This window comes from Streptosporangium album, from assembly GCF_014203795.1.
In the GTDB taxonomy this organism is placed as follows: Bacteria; Actinomycetota; Actinomycetes; order Streptosporangiales; family Streptosporangiaceae; genus Streptosporangium; species Streptosporangium album.
In genome coordinates this window covers 4,525,719-4,543,925 of the sequence record NZ_JACHJU010000001.1, presented here as the reverse complement: position 1 = coordinate 4,543,925, position 18,207 = coordinate 4,525,719, and the positions used below count along the sequence as shown (strand labels likewise).

The 18,207-nt window shown below is 71.0% G+C and carries 12 protein-coding genes and 1 tRNA gene; 5 read left to right on the top strand and 8 right to left on the bottom strand.

The window, feature by feature from the left end:
• Positions 1–107 precede the first annotated feature (107 nt).
• Complete coding sequence (locus FHR32_RS21760; protein WP_184755971.1) at positions 108–3,104, bottom strand: alpha-mannosidase; 2,997 nt, start codon at positions 3,102–3,104, stop codon at positions 108–110.
• Positions 3,105–3,123: 19 nt separating this feature from the next.
• The gene (locus FHR32_RS21755; RefSeq protein WP_184755970.1) at positions 3,124–5,358 is read right to left on the bottom strand and encodes an FAD-dependent oxidoreductase; all 2,235 of its coding nucleotides are present in this window, start codon (positions 5,356–5,358) and stop codon (positions 3,124–3,126) included.
• A 128-nt stretch (positions 5,359–5,486) separates the two neighbouring features.
• Between FHR32_RS21755 and FHR32_RS21750 the strand changes: the two genes are divergently transcribed.
• Entirely contained in the window at positions 5,487–6,776 is a 1,290-nt protein-coding gene (locus tag FHR32_RS21750) for an ROK family transcriptional regulator (RefSeq protein ID WP_221465504.1), read from the top strand.
• Positions 6,777–6,826: 50 nt separating this feature from the next.
• On the opposite strand, the gene FHR32_RS21745 is transcribed toward FHR32_RS21750, so the two are convergent.
• Positions 6,827–8,686 (bottom strand): glycoside hydrolase family 97 protein, encoded by a 1,860-nt coding sequence (locus FHR32_RS21745; protein WP_184755968.1) that lies wholly within the window; start codon positions 8,684–8,686, stop codon positions 6,827–6,829.
• 305 nt (positions 8,687–8,991) lie between these two features.
• On the opposite strand from FHR32_RS21745, the gene FHR32_RS21740 reads away from it, so the two are divergent.
• A complete protein-coding gene (locus FHR32_RS21740; protein WP_184755967.1) occupies positions 8,992–10,239 on the top strand; it encodes an ISAs1 family transposase in 1,248 nt (415 codons plus the stop codon).
• Between the two features lie 454 nt (positions 10,240–10,693).
• Here FHR32_RS21740 and FHR32_RS21735 read toward each other — a convergent pair.
• Positions 10,694–10,765, bottom strand: a tRNA-Arg gene (locus FHR32_RS21735).
• Between the two features lie 83 nt (positions 10,766–10,848).
• A complete protein-coding gene (locus FHR32_RS21730) occupies positions 10,849–11,865 on the bottom strand; it encodes a C40 family peptidase (protein WP_184755966.1) in 1,017 nt (338 codons plus the stop codon).
• Positions 11,866–12,139: 274 nt separating this feature from the next.
• On the opposite strand from FHR32_RS21730, the gene FHR32_RS21725 reads away from it, so the two are divergent.
• Positions 12,140–12,562 (top strand): response regulator transcription factor, encoded by a 423-nt coding sequence (locus FHR32_RS21725; protein ID WP_184755965.1) that lies wholly within the window; start codon positions 12,140–12,142, stop codon positions 12,560–12,562.
• A 21-nt stretch (positions 12,563–12,583) separates the two neighbouring features.
• Here the strand turns inward: FHR32_RS21725 and FHR32_RS46085 are convergent, their stop codons facing one another.
• Positions 12,584–15,334 (bottom strand): helix-turn-helix transcriptional regulator, encoded by a 2,751-nt coding sequence (locus FHR32_RS46085; protein ID WP_184755964.1) that lies wholly within the window; start codon positions 15,332–15,334, stop codon positions 12,584–12,586.
• Between the two features lie 106 nt (positions 15,335–15,440).
• Between FHR32_RS46085 and FHR32_RS21715 the strand changes: the two genes are divergently transcribed.
• Positions 15,441–16,061, top strand: coding sequence for a LysE family translocator (locus FHR32_RS21715; RefSeq protein WP_184755963.1), 621 nt, complete (start codon positions 15,441–15,443; stop codon positions 16,059–16,061).
• Here the strand turns inward: FHR32_RS21715 and FHR32_RS21710 are convergent.
• Positions 16,013–16,738 carry an alpha/beta fold hydrolase gene (locus FHR32_RS21710; protein WP_184755962.1) on the bottom strand — a complete coding sequence of 242 codons (726 nt, stop codon included), beginning with the start codon at positions 16,736–16,738 and terminating at the stop codon, positions 16,013–16,015. The two genes, FHR32_RS21715 and FHR32_RS21710, sit on opposite strands and share 49 nt — an antisense overlap.
• A gap of 74 nt (positions 16,739–16,812) precedes the next feature.
• Between FHR32_RS21710 and FHR32_RS21705 the strand changes: the two genes are divergently transcribed.
• A complete protein-coding gene (locus FHR32_RS21705; protein ID WP_184755961.1) occupies positions 16,813–17,361 on the top strand; it encodes a TetR/AcrR family transcriptional regulator in 549 nt (182 codons plus the stop codon).
• A gap of 127 nt (positions 17,362–17,488) precedes the next feature.
• Here FHR32_RS21705 and FHR32_RS21700 read toward each other — a convergent pair whose 3' ends face one another.
• Positions 17,489–18,202: a TetR/AcrR family transcriptional regulator C-terminal domain-containing protein gene (locus FHR32_RS21700; protein WP_184755960.1), complete on the bottom strand. Its 714-nt coding sequence runs from the start codon at positions 18,200–18,202 to the stop codon at positions 17,489–17,491.
• Positions 18,203–18,207 lie beyond the last annotated feature (5 nt).

Sequence of the window (18,207 nt, the reverse complement as noted above, 5' to 3'; positions counted from 1 at the left end):
GACACGGCGGGCGACTCCGCGCCGAAGCTCTTCATCGGCCGCACGACGGCGGGTGGTCAGGCATCCGCCGACCTGACCACCCTCCTGAAGTTCATCGACCAGCTGCTCTAACCCCGCGGGAAGCGCAGGGTGACCAGCTGGAACGGGCGCAGCATCACCGACACCGCCCCGTCGTCGAAGGCCGCACTCGCGGGCGGCTCGACGTCTCGTTCGATCAGGTCGACGAAGCGCGGCTCCCCGCTGTCGAACCCGGCTCTGATCTGCGTGGACGCCTTGGCCCCCTCCGACTCGTACAGGCGCACGATCACGTCGCCGCTGCGGTCCTCGGCCAGCTTGACCGCCTCCACGACCACCGCCGGGTGCGAGACCCGCACGAGCGGCTCCACCTCCCGTGCCCCGCGTACGGCACGCGCGGGCAGGTTCGCGCGGTACCCCTCGGCCACGGCCTCGCGGATGCCCGCGGCGGGCCGTACCACGTAGGTGATCGTGTGCTGGCCCTGGTCGGCGTCGGGGTCGGGGAACCTTGGGCCGCGCAGCATGGACAGGCCGATCGTGGTGGTCGTGCCGCCGTCGGCGCGGGTGTGGCGCACCACGTCGTGGCCGTAGGTGGACTCGTTGGCGATGGCCACGCCATAGCCGGGCTCGCCGACGTGGATCCAGCGGTGCGCGCACACCTCGAAGCGGGCGGCGTCCCATGAGGTGTTCGTGTGGGTGGGACGGAACACGTGGCCGAACTGCGTCTCCGAGGCGAAGCGGTCGGCGTGCACGTCGACGGGGAAGACGAGCTTGAGCAGGGCGTGGCGTTCGTGCCAGTCGACCTCGTTGACCACCTCCAGCCCGCTTGAGCTCAGGCGCAGCGTCTGCCGGATCGTCGAGGCGCCGAAGCGGCGGGTGACGACGACGGCGTCGGCCTGGGTTTCGAGCGAGTCGACCTCGTCGATCCTGCGGGCGACCCGGCGGTAGTGCTCGTCGATGTCCCAGGCGTCCCAGGCGTTGGGGACGTCGCGGTGCAGCAGCAGCAGGTTCCCTACAGCGCCAGGCGCGATCGCCTCGCGGCCTGTCGCCGCGTCCCGCAGGGAGACGAGGTGCCCGCTCCTGTCGATCACAGCGCGCACGGCTCCGTTGTCGAGCACGTACCCGGCGCCCTCCTCGGTCAGGGGCACGGGCCCGCCCTCTGGAGCTCCCTCCTGGATGCCGAGCGCGGCGACGCCGCCGTCGGCGAACGGCCGCGCGTTCGCCGTGAGCGTCCGCTCGCCCTCCCCGACCAGCACGCGAACGCTCTCTTCGACAATCCGCGCGAGCGCCACCTGCAGGGCGGCGTTGTTCTGCTCGACCTCGTCGTGCACCCAGGCGATGGAGGTGCCCGGCAGGATGTCGTGGAACTGCTGGAGGAGGACCGTGTGCCAGATTTCCTCGAGCTCGTCGTAGGGGTAGGCGGCGCCCTCGCGCACGGCAGCGGTCGCCGCCCACAGCTCGGCCTCGCGCAGGAGGTGCTCACCGCGGCGGTTGCCCTGCTTGGTCAGGTGCTGGGTGGTGAGCGTGCCGCGGTGGAGTTCCAGGTAGAGCTCCCCCGACCACACGGGCGGGTTCTCGTACTCGGCCTCCGCCTGTTCGAAGAAGGCCCGCGGCGAGTCGATCACGACGGTCGGCGAGCCGTCCAGTGATTCCAGCCGCTTCGCCGCGGCGAGCATCTCCCGGGTCGGCCCGCCGCCGCCGTCGCCCCAGCCGAAGGGCACGAGCGAGGTCGCGGCCACGCCCTTCTCCTTGAAGGTCCGCGCCGCGTGGGCGAGTTCGGCCCCGGAGAGTTCGGAGACGTAGGTGTCGGCTGGCGGGAAGTGCGTGAAGACGCGCGTGCCGTCGATGCCCTCCCACTGGAACGTGCTGTGCGGGATCTCGTTCACCTGGTTCCACGAGATCTTCTGCGTCATGAACCAGCGGGTCCCTGAGGCCGCGATGATCTGCGGCATCGCCGCCGAGTAACCGAAGGTGTCGGGCACCCACGCCTCCAGCGTGTCGACGCCGAACTCCTCCAGGAAGAACCGCTTGCCCGCCACGAACTGGCGCGCCATGGACTCGCCGCCGGGCATGTTGATGTCGGGCTCCACCCACATGCCACCGACCGGGATGAACTGCCCGGACTCCACTTTCTTCCTGATGCGCTCGAACAGGGGCGGGTAGTGCCTTTTGACCCAGGCCAGCTGCTGCGCCGAGGAGCAGGCGAAGCGGTAGTCCGGATTCTCGTCCATGAGCGTGACGGCGCTGGCGAAGGTGCGCGCACACTTGCGGATCGTCTCGCGCACCGGCCACAGCCACGCCGAGTCGATGTGCGCGTGCCCAACCGCCACGACGCGGTGGCTGCTCGCCGGGGCAGGGGCGGCGAGCACCTCCACGAGCGCGTCCCGCCCGAGCCCCGCCGTACCGTGCACGTCGGCCGGGTCGACGACATCGAGCATCCGCTCGAACGCGCGCAGGATCTCCCAGCGCCGCGAGGAGTCGACGCTCAGCTCGCGCATCAGCCCGTCCAGCGTCCACACGTCCTGCGCGAGCTCCCACACCCCGACATCGAGCAGGGCGAGGTCGAAGCTCCTCAGCCGGTAGATCGGGTCGGTGCCCGCGGTGGTCCTGTCCCCGAGCGCGGTCGGCTCGTAGGTGTACTCACCCGCGACGTCCGGATTGGCGGCCGCCTCGACGTACACGTCGACGACGGGCTCGGCCAGGCTCCACGGCAGGTACTGGCTCAGCGGCGCGACGGCCTTGATGAGGCTGCCGTCGGCACGGTAGCCGAGGCCCTCGACCTGGAAGCCGGGGCGGCGGCCGTGGAAGCCGAGATCGACGACGATCTCGAGGCGCGTGCCCTCGGGAAGCTCGTCAGGCACGCGTCCTGTCGCGTGGAACCACGTCGTGCCCCAGGGGGTGCCCCAGTTGTGCGGGAGTGTGATGGGGGTGTATCTGGCCTGGAACGCCTCGGCCGCGGGCACGGGCTCGCCAGGCACGTTCCACGCCTCGACGGCCAGCGGTCGCCGCTCGCGGTACAGCGCGGCGGGCAGGAACTGCTGAACGAAACGGGCCAGTCGTCCCTCGACGATCAATCGGTTGTCATGCACGGTGTTCTCTCTCCATCAGTCAGCTTTCGAAGACCCGCACGGCGACGATCATGGCTCGCTCGTCGCCGTTGGTCGCCGTGACCACGACGCGCAGCGCGCCCGCCCGTGCGCCGGTGTCGAGCACGTGGACCCGGCGCCGTACCCGGTTGCCGGTGACGGCCACGACCGTCTCCCAGCCGCCCGCCTGCTCCACCTCGATCCGGTAGTCCTTCACGAGTTCGGGCATGACCAGGTACGGCGTGCGGTGGTGGTGCAGGTTGATCAGGTCCTCGTCGACGTCGTCGTTGAAGATCAGCTCGACGCGGCCAATGGTGCGCTCCTCGGGCCAGCGGAGCTCGATGTGCTGCTCGCCTCCGGGGTCCGAGGCCCACAGGTTGGGGCCGTCGAACGGCCGGGCCAGCCCGCCGGCGACCTGATCGGGCCGGTACGCCGCAGTGGCCGGCTCGACCTCGAACCGCGGCGTGCGCCTGCGCAGCTCGAAGGCCGACCACGCGTTGCTCTGCGGCGTCCCCAGGTCGAGCGCCGGGTCCCTGCTGAGCAGCCCCAGCACGCCGTACGGCGGGCGGCCCGCGCCGACCACGACGGCGAGATCGTCGTTGCGCCGGACGACCACGACCACCTCGCCCCCTTCCATGGGCACGTCATCGAAACGGGCCTCCAGCCAGCCGCGCCCGGCCCGCTCGACGCTCGCCTCCCGGGTCGCGAGCAGCGTGACCGGGATGTGGTTCAGTCCGCTGCCGGTGCTCCACAACTCGACCGCCGCGGTGGTCGCGCGGGCGGCCTCGACGCCGATGCGCACGACGTCGACCCGGGGGTCGGCGGGCAGGAGCAGGCCGAAATCGGCCTCGCCGATCGGGAGGCGCTCCGGCTCCGCACCCGCGTCACCGGCCAGCCGGGTCAGCGTGGACGACGCCGTGACGGTGGCCTTCAGCGCCAGGTCGCTCGGATCCTGCCAGGACACGCCCAGCAGCGAGGCGTCCTGCCGTACCAGCATGGCCTGCAGTTCGTCCAGGTGGGCGGCCGAGATCTGGCGCGGCGTGACACCCCTGCGCACCGCGAGCGCGGCGGCCGTACCCGCCGCCTCACCCACGACCGCGCAGGTCGCCATGACCCGTGTGCTGCCGAAGGCGACGTGGCTGGCGGAGATGTCGCGGCCGGCCATGAGCATGTTGCGGACGTTCACCGAGTACAGGGAGCGGAACGGGATGTCGTAGAGGCCGGGGCCGAACAGGTGCTTGGAGGGGCTGTCGGCGGCGTAGATGCCACCCGGCGGGTGCAGGTCGATGGACCAGCCGCCGAAGCCGACCGTGTCGGGGAAGCGGGTCTGGCCGGTGACGTCCTGCTGGGTGAGCACGTGGTCGCCGATGAAACGGCGGTACTCGCGCTTACCGGGGACGGTGCCCACCCACTCCAGCGTGAGGTTGGCGGCGTCGAAGCGGCCGGAGTTCTTGATGTAGTCCCAGATGCCGAAGACGATGCCCCAGAGCTCGTCGCGGATGCGCTCGTTGTCGGCGACCGCGTCGAGTTCGCCGCCCCACTCGATCCACCAGTAGTCGCAGCCGTTCATCCCGGGGTCGATGTGGCGGCGCAGGGGCAGGTCGAAGGCCTGGACGTCTTTGGTGATGCCGGGCGGGACGAACCGCACCGGCTGTCCCGCGTCCTTGGTGTAGAAGAGGATCGTGCTGCCGAGCATGTCGTCGTCGGCGACCTCCGGCGCCCATTCCTCTCCGTACACGCTCCTGTCTTCCCTGCCGGTGGCGAACCTGGCGCCGGCGAGCAGGCCGACCAGACCGTCGCCGGTACAGTCGAGGAAGATCGGCGACTCGAATCTGATCAGCCGCTCCGAGCCGGACTGCCAGCCGGTGACCGAGCGGAGGACCCGGTCGTCCTCGTCGCCGTCCGCCTCGACCTCGCGCACCTCGGTGTTGAGGAAGAGCGTGATGTTCGGCTCCTCGCGCACCAGGTCCAGGACGACGTGGTCCCACAGGATCGGGTTGCCCTCCGGGTTACGCCACTGGTTCTCGGCGAACAGCTCGCCCATCAGGCCTGTTTCCCTGGCGAACTTCTGGGCGCCGTGCGCCGTGGCGCCCACCACCCACACCCGGATCTCGCTGCTGGAGTTGCCGCCCAGCACTCCCCTGTTGTTGATCAGGGCGACTTTCGCGCCGTTGCGCGCGGCGCTCACGGCCGCGGTGACACCGGCCAGGCCGCCGCCGACCACGGTGACATCGGCGGCGTGTGCGAGATGCATCATGAATGCCGACTTTCTGGTCGAATCAAGCGAAGCGGATCTACAATATTTCCGACGTCTTGAATAAGTCAATGACGGGTCGGCTAAGGTAGGCGAAGGGCGCGACGATGGGCGAGGGGGCACGGGGACCAGTGGCAGCAGCCAGGCGGGAGTCCACCACGATCGGAAAAGCAGCCAAGCGCGAGGGCGGGCCGCCTGCCCGTTCCTCCGGCCTCCGGCGCGGCTCCAACCTCGAACACGTCGCCGACTTCAACGACTCCGTCGTCCTCGACGCGATCAGGCGCGCACGCACCGGGAGCTCGCGCGCGGAGCTGGCCGTCGAGACGGGACTCGCCGCGCAGACCGTGTCCGACGTCTGCCAGCGCCTGCTCGACCAGGGGCTCATCGCGGAGACCGGGACGTCCTCGACCGGGTTCGGCCGGCCTCGCCGTACCTTGGAGCTGGTGCCCGCGAGCCGCTACGCGCTCGGCGTGCACATCGACCCGGCCACGATCACCTACGTGCTGCTCGACCTCGGCGGCAACCTCGTGGCCCACTTCAGCAGGCAGACCTCCAGCCCCCAGGACGCCGACGTCATCATGGCCGGGATGGCCTCGGCTCTCGACGTCCTGCTGGCCGGGTCGGGCATCGAGCGGGACCGGATACTCGGCCTCGGCATCGCGGCGCCAGGTCCCCTCGACATCGCGGGCGGGGCCATGGTCGATCCGCCGCACCTGCCGGGGTGGCATCGGGTCGAGCTGGTTGACCGGCTGCACCGGGCGACCGGGCTGCCCGTCGTGCTCGACAAGGACGTCACGGCCGCGGCGGTGGCCGAGCGGTGGGCGGGCGGCGCGACGGGCAACAGCGACTTCGCCTTCCTGTATCTGGGCACCGGTGTGGGGGTGGGGCTGGTCAGCGGCGACATCGTGGTACGCGGCCGGTCCGGCAACGCGGGCGACATTGGGCACCTGATCGTCGACGTCGACGGGCCACCGTGCGGCTGCGGGCAGCGGGGCTGCCTGGGCACGGCCTGCTCACCGCTCTTCCTCATCCAGGAGGCGGTCGCGGCGGGCGTGCTGCCCGCCTCGCCCGATGACGGGCAGCTCGTCCAGGCGGTCAGGCGGGTGGGGGCGCTGTGCCGGGCGGCCGACGACGGTGACGAGCGGGCGGTGGCGATCCTGCACCGGTCCGCGCGGCGGCTCGCCCGGGCGATCGTGACCATCGGCAATCTCGTGGACACCGAGCTCGTCGTGTGCGGGGGGCCTGCCTGGGCTCCGGCCGCGCACCACTACCTGCCGCTGCTCAGGCCGATGGTGGCCGAGCGGTTCGTCATGCGCGAGATCCACGACCTCAGCGTCGTGGGCACCGGGCTGGGCGCCGACGTGGCGGCGATCGGCGCGGCCTGCCTGATACTCGACGAACGATTCGCGGCCCGGCCTTAACGGCGACCGCCGCCCGGCGGCCCGGCCGTAAAGCGCGACCGCCGCTGCCCCTACTCGGGGAGCAGGCGGGCGTTGAAGCCGCCGCCCACCGGCATGGCCGGCACGCGGAACACCTCACCCGCTTCGACGTCGGACACCGCCACCGCGTCGCGGTCCGCGCCGTCCGCGACCAGGCGCCAGGTGCCACGGAGCGGGCCGAGACGCCCGATGCCGAGTTCGACCGGCGGGCGGGCCGCCGGGCCGTTGATGCCCGCCAGCCACCACGTCCCTCCCGTACGGCGGGCCAGCACGATGTGGTCGCCCGGTTCCCCCGCCAGCCCGACCGTCTCCTCCCAGGCAGCCGGTACGGCACGCAGCACCTCGCGCACCTCGGCCACCTGCCCCCGGTACGACTCGGGCGAGTCCGCGAAGTGCAGCAATCCCGATTCGTACACCACCGCGAGCGCCAGCTCGTGCGCCGCCGTGGTCAGCCGAGGCCGCAGCGCGTCGCCGAAGGTCACCGGCGTGTAGTCCATCGGGCCGATCACGTTGCGCGTGAACGGCAGCACGGTGTTGTGCCACACCGCCTCCTCCGCGAACGACGGCCCGAACAGGTACCACTCCGCCCCTCGCACCGCCTCCAGCGTCATCAGGTGCGGCCACGTCCGCTCCCACCCGCGCGGGATGGTGCTCCCGTGGAAGTTGACCATCAGCCCCGCCTCCGCCGCGTCCCGCAGAATGCCGAGGTAGTGCGCGATCCCGTCCTGCTTGTCCGAGTGGAAGAAGTCGACCTTGATCCCGGCGATCCCCCAGCCCGCGATCTTCGTCAGCTCCGCCCGCCGTACCTCCGGCAGGTGCATGAGGTCGCGCGGTCCCTCGGTCGACGGGTTGTTCCGCCCTGCCGAGTTGTACCAGAGGAACAGCCGCACGTCCCGTTCGGCGGCGTAGCGGACCAGGTCGCGGATCTCCTCCTCCGCGTGGACCGTCCAGTTCGCGTCAACCAGCGAGTACTCCCACCCCATCTCGCCGGCGAGGTCCACGAACCGCCGCAGCGCGCCCAGGTCGCGCGGGCTGGCGTTCTCCGACCACCAGCTCCACGACACGCGTCCGGGCCTGATCCACGAGGTGTCCTTGATCTTGGCGGGCTCCGCCAGGTGCCACACGACCGTCGACTCGACCAGCTCGGCCGCGGTGTCCGCGATCGCGACGAACCGCCACGGCAGCGTCCACGGCAACGCCGAGGTGGCCAGGGCATCGCCGTGCCCGAGCCCCTCGTCCGGGTCGGGCCCGAGCATGCCGTACTCGCGCCCGACCGGCGTCGGGCCGAGCCGCGTGCCGTGGAACGTCGCGTCGAGCCCGGCCTCGGAGACGAGCAGCCACTGCCCGTTCACCTCGAAAGTCGAGGGAAGGTCGTAGGAGCGCGCCTCGGTCGGGGTGCCGATGGGCACGCCGTTGGTGTAGAGGTTCTCGTGCGCGGGCCCGCCGCCGTCCGAGGGCGAGGTCGGCTGCGACCAGGCACGCCCCTCGGCCGCGAAGGCGAAAGTCGTCAGCTCCCTGGTGACCGTCGTGGCGCCGGAGCCCTGGGGAAACCGGTAGCGGAACGCGACGGCGTCGTCGAAGACGCGGAAGTCGAGATCGAGCGGCGCCCCGTTGCGTCCGCGCACCGAGAGCGTCGCCGCCGTGGAGCGCTCGCGGAGCGCGCTGCGCTTTCCGTGCACCGCGGTGTAGCTCTCGTCCCGCACCTCCGCCGCCGGCTCGGCGACCAGCGCGAGCCCGTTGTGGAAGGACGCGTCCTGCCGCTCGATCCCGAGCCTGGACCGCTCAAGGAGGACGACGCCGTGCCGCCGTACGTCATAGAAGAGCCGGCCCCGCTCATCAAGTGACACATCGAGCTCCACCGAGCCCTCGGGCGACTTCACGGTCCACCGCACGCCTGGCCTCCTCACCGCTTTATTCCGACAACTGGAATAAAGAGTGCCACCGAGGAGGAACTCCCGCAAGCGCAGATCCGCTCTCTCACCCAGCAGGGCGGCCGCGTTCTCTCCTGCCACCCTGCTCAGCAGGCGCGTGAGGACGCAGAACCCGGGTAGGGCTGAAGCGTTCTCGGCTGCTGAGGCCCCGGTGGGCGTGACAAGACGGGGCGGTTGAGAGCACCCCGGGATGCACATGACAAACGCGACCCCTGATGATCGTTGGCTGTCTACGCCAGTCGATCAAGAACAGGGGCCGCGTTCGCGTGCCATCATCCCCGATCGACGTGCTCGCCCGCCACCTGGAGCACGTCACCGTCGCCGCCCCACTGACCGACCTGCTCGATCTACCGGCCCTAGCCGAGGTGCTGGATACGCTGCCCGACCCGCGCAGCCGCCGGGGACGCCGCTACCGGCTCGGCCCGCTGCTCGCGTTAGCCCTGCTCGCTGTACTCGGCGGAGCAACATCACTGGCAAAGATCACCCGCATCATCGCCGGGTACGACCCAGAGCTGCGCGCCCGAGCCGGTCTGCCCGGCCCGCCACGCCTGGCCGCCAGCACCCTGGGACGGCTCCTCGCCCGCCTGGACGGCGACGCCTTCGACACCGCCACCTGCGGCTACCTGGCCTCGCTCGCCGCATGCGCCCCACCCGCCACCACGAGCAGCCGGTCCTCAAGCCGGACCGAGCTTGCCGGCCTGGCCGTGGACGGCAAGACCCTGCGCGGCAGCCGCACCACCGACACCACGGTGCACCTGCTGGCCGCCACCCGCCACGACACCCAGACCGCCCTCGCCCAACGGCAGGTCGAGGCCAGCAACGAGATCCCCGCGTTCACGCCCCTGCTGTCCGGACTGGATCTGTCGAGCGTGATGATCACCGCTGACGCCCTGCACACCCAGCACGAACACGCCCGGCAGATCGTCGAGGCGGGCGGCCACTACCTGTTCATCGTCAAGGGCAACCAGCCCACGCTGCTGAATCATCCGCTCGCAAGGGAGATTCCGTGGCAAATGCCCGCCGGTTCCGGCCCGGCTGCCCGTGAGGTGGGTAACGGCGCCGCGCGCCGTGCTGCTGGCCGCCGGTTGCTCGCTGGTGGACCAGCCGCCGGTCAAGGTCAGGCTCGATCACGCGACCAGCGCTCCCGGACCGTCGGCCGCCCCGGACGCGCTGGGGTCGGGCGTGTTCCGCGTGAGCTGGCAGGCGAACATCACGTTAGTCGGTCGGCAGGTAGTGCTTCCATAACGAATCGTGGTTGGTGTGGCCGTAGCGTCGGCGTTCTACAGGATTTGGCACACCCGCCGCGTACCGGACACTTCTCAAGATGCTCAGCGAGCCGGTGCCGAGGTACGAGGCACTGGATCGGCGATCGCCCCCGACCATGTTCGGTGACCGGTCAAAGACAGGCGAACGTCAGGGCTGCACCCAGTGCTCCGCTTATCAGCCGAGACAGAGTGACGCTTGCTTACGCGTGCACCCTGGAACTGCTCGGCGGCCGGGACCGGCCGTGTTGAGTGCTGGGCCCGTCAGCATGGCGACGGACCCAGCAGTTGCAGGCCGCTCTGGAGCGCGAGGCCTTCCGGCGTGCCCGCCAGGCGACCAGTCCACTACCGACTCACTCGACCGGGCAGCCTTCCACGACTGGGGGCCATGCCGACTGCCACAAGTCCATCACCATCCAGCGCACCACAGGCGATCACACTGATCGTGGCCGCCGACGATCGATCAGCACCTGGTTGATCCGGCGGATCTGCTGACTCGCTGACCTCAATCGCATCTGATGAAGCACAGGTGGCAGGGGGGCCGCCTCACCGTTCGAGGCTTGGATGCAAGCCCTATCGTGGCCCATAACTGGCCCACGGCCAGCGAGCATCAACGAGAACGGGCGGGACTCCGTGAGACTGGAGGCCCGCCCGTTCGTACAATGTTTGCCCTGGTCAGCGGCCGGAACCGCTGGTCAAGATCAAGTGCCCCCTGCAAGATTCGAACTTGCGCTCCCGGCTCCGGAGGCCGGTGCTCTATCCCCTGAGCTAAGGGGGCCAACGAGTGATTAGATTACCAGCATCTGGAGGGGAACTGACACTCGCAGCGCGAAGTAGGTGATCTCGGGGGCACCGACGCTGTCAGGCGGAGGTCCGGGAGCCCGGACGGATGGCCCCACGGTAGCGCGCACGGTAGTAGGGAGAGTCGGCGAAGTTCGTCGTCCTGACGACGTCTCCGGGCTTCGGCGCGTGCACCATGACACCGTCCTTCACATAGACGCCCACGTGGGTGGGGTCTCCGGTGCCGCCGCCGAAGAAGACCAGGTCTCCCGGACGGAGCTGGGAGAACGGCACGCGGCGCCCCTGCCTGAACTGGCTTCCGGTGTAGTGGCTGAGTGCGGTCCCCGCCTTGGACCAGGCGTACAGGGCAAGTCCTGAGCAGTCGAAGCCGCCCCCGGTCGGGCCCTCACCGGAACCACCGCCCCAGACGTACGGCCTGCCGATGTGGCGGAGCGCCGCCGCCACCGCGGTCTGCCCCGGCGACAGTCGGCGTGAGCGGGAGGACGTGGATGGGGGACGGGTCGCTCCGAACTCCGCCGGCTTCTCCGAGGAGACGGCGGGCCGGTGGCCCCGCGAGGAGGACGGGGATCCGGAAGAACCGGCGACATCGGGGGAAGCGGGTCCGGAAGGACCGGAGGATGCGGTGATGCCAGGGGACGACGTGCCTCCTGCGGAGCCGGAGGGTTCGATGGCGTCGGGGAATGGGTCCGCAGAGGGGCCGAAGAGCCCGTTGATGTCGGTCGACGCACCTCGGGCAGGATCGGAAGGTCCGTCGATGTCCAGCGCACCTGATCTGGAGGACTCGGCGGCATCCGCCGTCCCGGGGGCGCCCGGGACGGAAGTGTCGTCTCCAGTGCCGACGCGGGTGGCCGACGTCGGGGATTCCGGGCCCGTGCGGCCAGGCTCGCAGGCGGTGGTGAGCGCGAAGCGCACCACTTCTCGTAACCACGTCTGGAAGCCGTCAGGCAGCTCCGCGCCGGACAGCAGAGGTCTCCAGGCATCGGCGACCTGCGAGCAGAGGCGGGCCGCCGGCGCCTGGGGGCTGCTCCCGGTGAGAGCCGTCACAAGGACGGTGGTGGTGAGAACTGTCGTGATCATGCGTGCCCTCCCTGGCTCGATGAACGATCGAGGCCTCAGGATGCGCGGGGCGGAGAGCCCTTCAAGGAGCCGAACCGAACTCTGTGGAGAAACACCGGACTGTCCACAGGTCCACGGGTGACGAGGGCCGCGCCGTGCCAGGGGATCGGCGACGGATCACCAGAGGTCACCTCGCCGGTCCCGACCGTCGCAGGAGCCCGGGAAGACCTGCTCACTCCCGGTGACATCTGTCCCCAGGGGATACCTGTCCGTACGCATCCGCCGAAAATCGCGCATGACCCGGTTGGGAGGAGTTAGCCTCACGGCCGTGGACGACGTTCCGGGCAAGGTATTGGTGGTGGATGACGACGAGGTCATCCGGCAACTCATCGCGGTCAACCTGACCTTGGAGGGATTCCAGGTGGAGACCGCCTACGACGGGCAGGACTGCCTTGATCGGGTGCTTGAGGTGATGCCCGACGTGATCACACTCGACGTGATGATGCCCAGGTTGGACGGCTGGATGACCGCCACCAGGCTGCGGGGTGACGAGGGGACCCGCCACATCAGGGTGGTTCTGATCACCGCGCGGGCGCAGGACGACGACAAGCGCCGGGGACTCGACATCGGAGTCGACGCCTACCTCACCAAGCCGTTCGACCCGGCCGAGCTCATCCAGGTCGTCCGCACCCTGGCCCTGGCCACCCGCGAAGGCTAGCCGCACCGCCCCGGCGGGCGGCTACAGCAGGCCCTCCCTGCGAGCCACGGCGGCGGCCTGGGTGCGGGAGGAGACGCCGAGCTTGCCGAGGATGTTGGAGACGTGCACACTCACCGTCTTCTGCGCGATGAACAGCCGCTCGCCGATCTCACGGTTGGGCAGCCCCTCAGACACCAGTGCGAGCACCTCCTGCTCGCGGCTGGTGAGCGGCCCCGCCTGACTCGAGGTGAACCGGGCCCGGCGGCCCAGCTCCGCCAGGGCGGCGCCCAGCGGCCGGGCGCCCAACGACTCGGCGGCCTCGACCGCGCGCTCCCACTCCTCCAGCGCCGAGGTGCGGTCGCCCGAGACGAGCAACGCCTCGGCCAGCCGCCAACGGGCACGCGCGGTCTCGTAGACGGACCCGGCACCGAACCCCTCCACCACCGCCCGCCACGCCTCGACGTCGGCACGGCCGTGCACGCGATGCCACTCGGCCTCCGCCCGCGCCAGCCAGGCGTGCCCTTCGAAGCCCATCCTGGGCCGGGCCGCCCGCCGCGCGCGGGCGAGCAGCTCGTCGGCGCCGTCGGAGCGGCCCAGATCGGCCAGCGCCCACAGCGCGACCGCGCTGATGCGGACGTTGCCCACGTCGGCGGGGTCGGTGGCGTCGAGAACGGCGGTCGCGTGTTCCAGGGCCGGCTCCGGCTCCTGTCGCCACAGAGCGTGTTCGGCGGCCAGCCCCCGGGACATGTAGGCGACCAGGGAGTCCGACCAGAACGGCCGGAGCCAGGTCAGCCGCTCCTCGACCACGGGCATCCCCATGGCGACCTCGACGAACAGCGCAAAGGAGGAGAGAACGGCCTCGGGGGTCTTGCCGACACGCGTGCCGAATCCGGCGGCCGTCTCCCGGGCCTGGTTCCACTCCCCCGCCATGTAATGGATCAGGAACTGGAGGAACCGCAGGTCGGTTCCGTACGTGCTCCAGGAGAGCCCGGTCTCCGTCGCCAGCAGGACACCCCGGTCGGCGGCCACGGCGGCGGCGGTCATGGAGCCGCGCTCGAACTGAATCCGGGCATGCTGGAAGATCGCGCGCAGGTCCATGGCCAGGTCGCCGGAGTCCCGGACGGCGGCGGCGCCGAACAGCTCCTCCGCGCGGGCGAGATCACCCTCGAACTCCGCGCAGGAGCCCAGCACGATCATCGCGCCCTTCTCCGCGTCACTCGCCCCCGTGGCCCTGGCGACCTCCAGCGCGCGGTCGGCGAGGAGCCTGGCCTCCGGCTGCCGCACTCCCCAGCTGAGCGCGCGGGAGAGGGTGGCCAGCGCCCTGGCGAGGACGGGGGTCCCGGGAGGGGCCGCGGCCACAGCCGCCTCGGCGGCCACGATCGCCGCCGGAACGTCGTCGGAGTCGTAGAGGTAGTAGGCGAGCCGTTCACTCGCCTCGGCCGACGGGGGGATCTCCCGGAGCTGGGCGATGGCCCGGTGGTTGTCACCCATGTCGGCCGCCGCGGCGGCGGTGCGCAGGACGAGCCGGACACGGTCCGTCCCGGCGAGGCGCTCGGCCTCGGGGACCCGGTCCCAGAGGCCGAGCGCCTGCTCGAAATGGCGGTGCGCCTCGGCGGGCGCGCCGAGACGCTCGGCCCGCCGCCCGGCCTCGGCCGAGGCGGACAGGGCTTCGGCGAGGTCGTGCCCGGCCAGGTAGTGATAGGCGAGCTCGGCGGCCGCCCCCTTCCGGGCGGTGAGCAGGCCGGCGAACGCCGAATGCATCCGGATCCGCTCACCTGGCAGCAGGTCGGTGTAGACGGCCTCCTGGAGCAGGGCGTGCCGGAAGGCGTAGCCGTACTCCCCGCTGGGACGGAGCAGCCCGCGCGAGACGATCTCCCGCATGGCCTCCTCGAAGGCCAGCTCCTCCAGGCCGGAGGCCTCCCGGAGCAGGTCGTGGTCGACCCGGCGGCCCGCGACGGCCGCACCCCGGAGCACCTGCTGGGCCGCGTCGGAGAGCAGCTCCGCGCGGGAGAGCAGCAGGCCCGCCAGACCGTCGGTCATCGCGGAGCCCTCGGTCGCGGCCTCCAGGAGCTCTTCGGCGTAGAACGGGTTGCCCTCGGCGCGATCGAGGACCTCGCTGATCATCTGAGCGTCGTTGCCGCCGAGGGCGGCCAGATAGTCGGCCATCTCGCCGCGGTCGAGCGGACTCAGCTCGACGGCCGTCACCGAGGGGAGGCGCTTGAGCTCGGCGAGGACCCGGCGCAGCGGGTGGCGGCGGTGAAGATCGTCGGTCCGGTAGGTGCCGACCAGGCAGACACGCTCGGTCTGCAGCATCCGGCTGAGGAAGACCAGCAGGTCACGGGTGGACTGGTCGGCCCAGTGCAGGTCCTCCAGGATCAGCAGCACGGGCTGCGCGGCCAGGAATCCGAGCATCGAGCCGAAGAGCTGCTGCTGGGTGAGACCGGAAGTGGTCTCCGAGCCGAGGTCCGCGCTCTCGGGCAGCAGCCTGCCGAGGACGGGCCGGGCGTCGAGTGCGGCGCGCAGCTCTCCCCGCGCGCCGCGCAGGGCGTCGGCCAGCGGCAGGTACGGCAGCGCGTCGCCGAGCTCGGCGCACTGTCCGACCAGTACGGCGAAGCCGGCGGCTCTGGCCCGCTCCCCCAGCTCCGTCACCAGCCGGGTCTTGCCGATGCCCGCGTCACCGCCCACGAGGGCCACCCCGGCCAGCTCACCGGCGGCCGAGTCGAGGACGGCTGTCAGGCGGTCGAGCTCCACCAACCGCCCGATAAGAACGCTCTGCTCCTTCTGCCACCCCACGTCGGCGAGTATGCCACGACATGCCGGCAGTGAACCGAATGGTCCACAGACGGCACCCGTGAATGGTCCTGACAGTGGGGACCGGAGCGGGCCTAGGGTCGGACCCATGGTCCCCACGTCCACATTCCTGATCTTCGCGGTGGCGTCTCTGGCACTGGTCATGGTGCCCGGGCCGAACCACCTCTACATCGTCACCCGGGCCATCTCCCAGGGCCGGGCGGCCGGGATGGCGAGCGCGTTCGGCGTGGAGACCGGCACCCTGGTGCACATCGCCGCGGCGGCGGCCGGGCTCTCCTACGTGGTCGCCCGGTCCGCCGCGCTCTTCAATGTGATCAAGTGGGCCGGGGTGGCCTACCTGGTCTATCTGGGCGTCCGGACGCTGACCCGCAGGCAGCAGCTCACCGCCCGGGAGACCACGCCGCAGCCGCTGCGCGCGATCTTCCTCGAAGGCATGGTCGTCAACGTGCTCAATCCCAAGGTGATCCTGTTCTTCCTGGCGCTCCTGCCGCAGTTCGTGCACCTGGAGGCGGGATCGGTGCCCCTGCAGATCGTGATCCTGGGAGGCACCCTCCTGATCCTCGGCCTGGTCTCCGACATGATCTACGCTGTGAGCGCCGGTGCGCTCGGCACGCGACTGCGCGGCCGTTCAGGCCTGCTCCGTAACTTCAGCGGAATCGTCTACCTGGGACTCGGCGTCGCCACCGCCCTCACCGGCCGGTCGGCCTGATCGCACAGGTCGCCCACCAGCCGGGCCAGCGGTCCCGGATCCCGCATCACGCCCAGATGTCCCCGGCAGGGGATCAGGATCAGCCGCCCGTCCCGGCAGGCGCGCAGGAAGTCGCGCTCGCCGACCCGGAACGGGTCGCGGGCGCCGTTCACCAGCCACACGCGTCCAGGGTAGGCGGCCAGTGCCGCGAGCTGGTCGTGTCCGGTGACGGCCTCGACGGCCTGCGGCAGCACCTCGCACGACAGCCCTCCCGCCACCATCGCCGCCCCGGCCGCGCCAGGCAGGAGGCGGCGGAGGACGGAGGAGCTGACCCGGTTGGCGCGCGACGGGTGACGCGCGGCGACCGACGCGACGGACCGGTAGATCCCGGCCATCGCCGTACTCCTGGACGTGCACCCCATGGCCATCAGCCCGGCGACCCGGCCGGGGAAGCGTTCGGCGGCGGCGATGCCGACGTAGCCGCCCAGCGACAGCCCCGCCACGAGGGCCCGGCCGCCGAGCGCGTCGATCGCGTCCGCCACCGCCGAGGTCGCCGCGTCCATCGAGAACGGCTCACCGCGGCGGGTTCCGTGCCCCGGCAGGTCCACGGCCGTCGCGGGCCGGTCGAGACGGGCGAGAACGGGACCCCACATGGTCGCGCTGACCCGGATTCCATGGATGAAGACGACGGGCAACATCACTGACCTCCACGTGTGACGGTACGGCGTGCCCATTGAAACACAACGCACCGTTGCGTTGCTATAGTCGGCCCATGGCACCGCGCAAGGGACAGCAGATCTTCCAGGCGACGCTCGAACTGCTCGCCACCAGGGGGTACGAGGGGCTGACCGTGGAGGGGGTGGCCGAGCGGTCGGGGGTCAACAAGACCACGATCTACCGGTGGTGGCCCTCCAAGGCGGCGCTGCTCGCCGCCGCGCTGGTCGAGACCGACCTGCTCGCGATGGAGACGCCCGACACCGGCAGCCTGCGAAAGGACCTGGAGGCGCTGGTCCACGGGATGATCGCGCTGCTCACCCAGCCTCCGGCGGCCGACGTCGCGGTGGCGGCACTCGGCGCCGCCGTACACCATCCCGAACTCGCCACGGCGGCCCAGCACTTCTTCGCCGACCGGTTGGCCAGGGAGACCGCCGTCTTCGACCGCGCGAGGCGGCGCGGCGAACTGCGCGACACGGCCGACCCCATGCTGATCATGGATCTGCTCGCCGGCGCGGTGTGGCTCCGCGTGGTCTTCCGGGGGCTCCCCCTCGACGACGACTTCGCCGCGGCGGCGGTGGCGGCGGTCCTCGATGGCGTGGCCTGAGCGGCCGTCACAAGATCGGTCCAGCCCAGGACACCCTCCGCGGGCTTGGCCGGAGGCGCTCTTCGCCGATGACCGCCGCCTCCTCCTGCGCGCCAATGCCGCGGTGGAGGCGGCACGAGACCGCCGATCACTCCCGGAGGAGATCCCCCGCGATACCGTCGAGCAGCCAGCGTAGGCCGCGCTCGAAGTCCTCGTCGGTACCGCCACCGGCGTTCGGGACGCCACCTCCGAGCAGCGGCGCGAGGTGGGGGAACTCACCGCTGCCGACGAGCTCGCGCAGATAGGGCTGCATCAGTTCGTCGCGTTCCGCCTCCGCCCCTCCGTACCTGCGCGGTGTGTGCATCACCTCCCGGATCACGGAACCCATGGTGTAGTCGTCGACCGCGGCGATGATCCACAGCCTCCGCTCCGTCGTGAGGGGCAGGGCCGACAGTGCGGCCAGCGACTGCTCGGCGTGCCGCAGTCCGTTGGGGCTGGCATTCGGCCGCCGGGAGACGAGGTCCACCAGCCAGGGGTGACGGCGGACCATCTCCCGCGTGCGCCGCGCGATGGCCGAGATCGCCTCACGCCAGTCGCCCGGCAGCTCCCCCTTGATCAGGATCTCGGCGCTGACCTCGTCCGTCATGAGGTCGAGCAGGTCCTCCTTGCGCTCGATGTGGGTGTAGAGGCTCATCGCGCGCGCTCCGAGCTCGGTGGCCACCCGGCGGATCGAGACGGCGTCCGCCCCCTCGCCGTCGGCGATCCTGATCGCGGCCGCCACGATCGCCTCACGTGTCAGCTTCGGGCGGCGCCTGGCCGCCTCCCGCGCCCAGACCGGTCCCTGTACGTGTTCGGTTCCCACCTGCT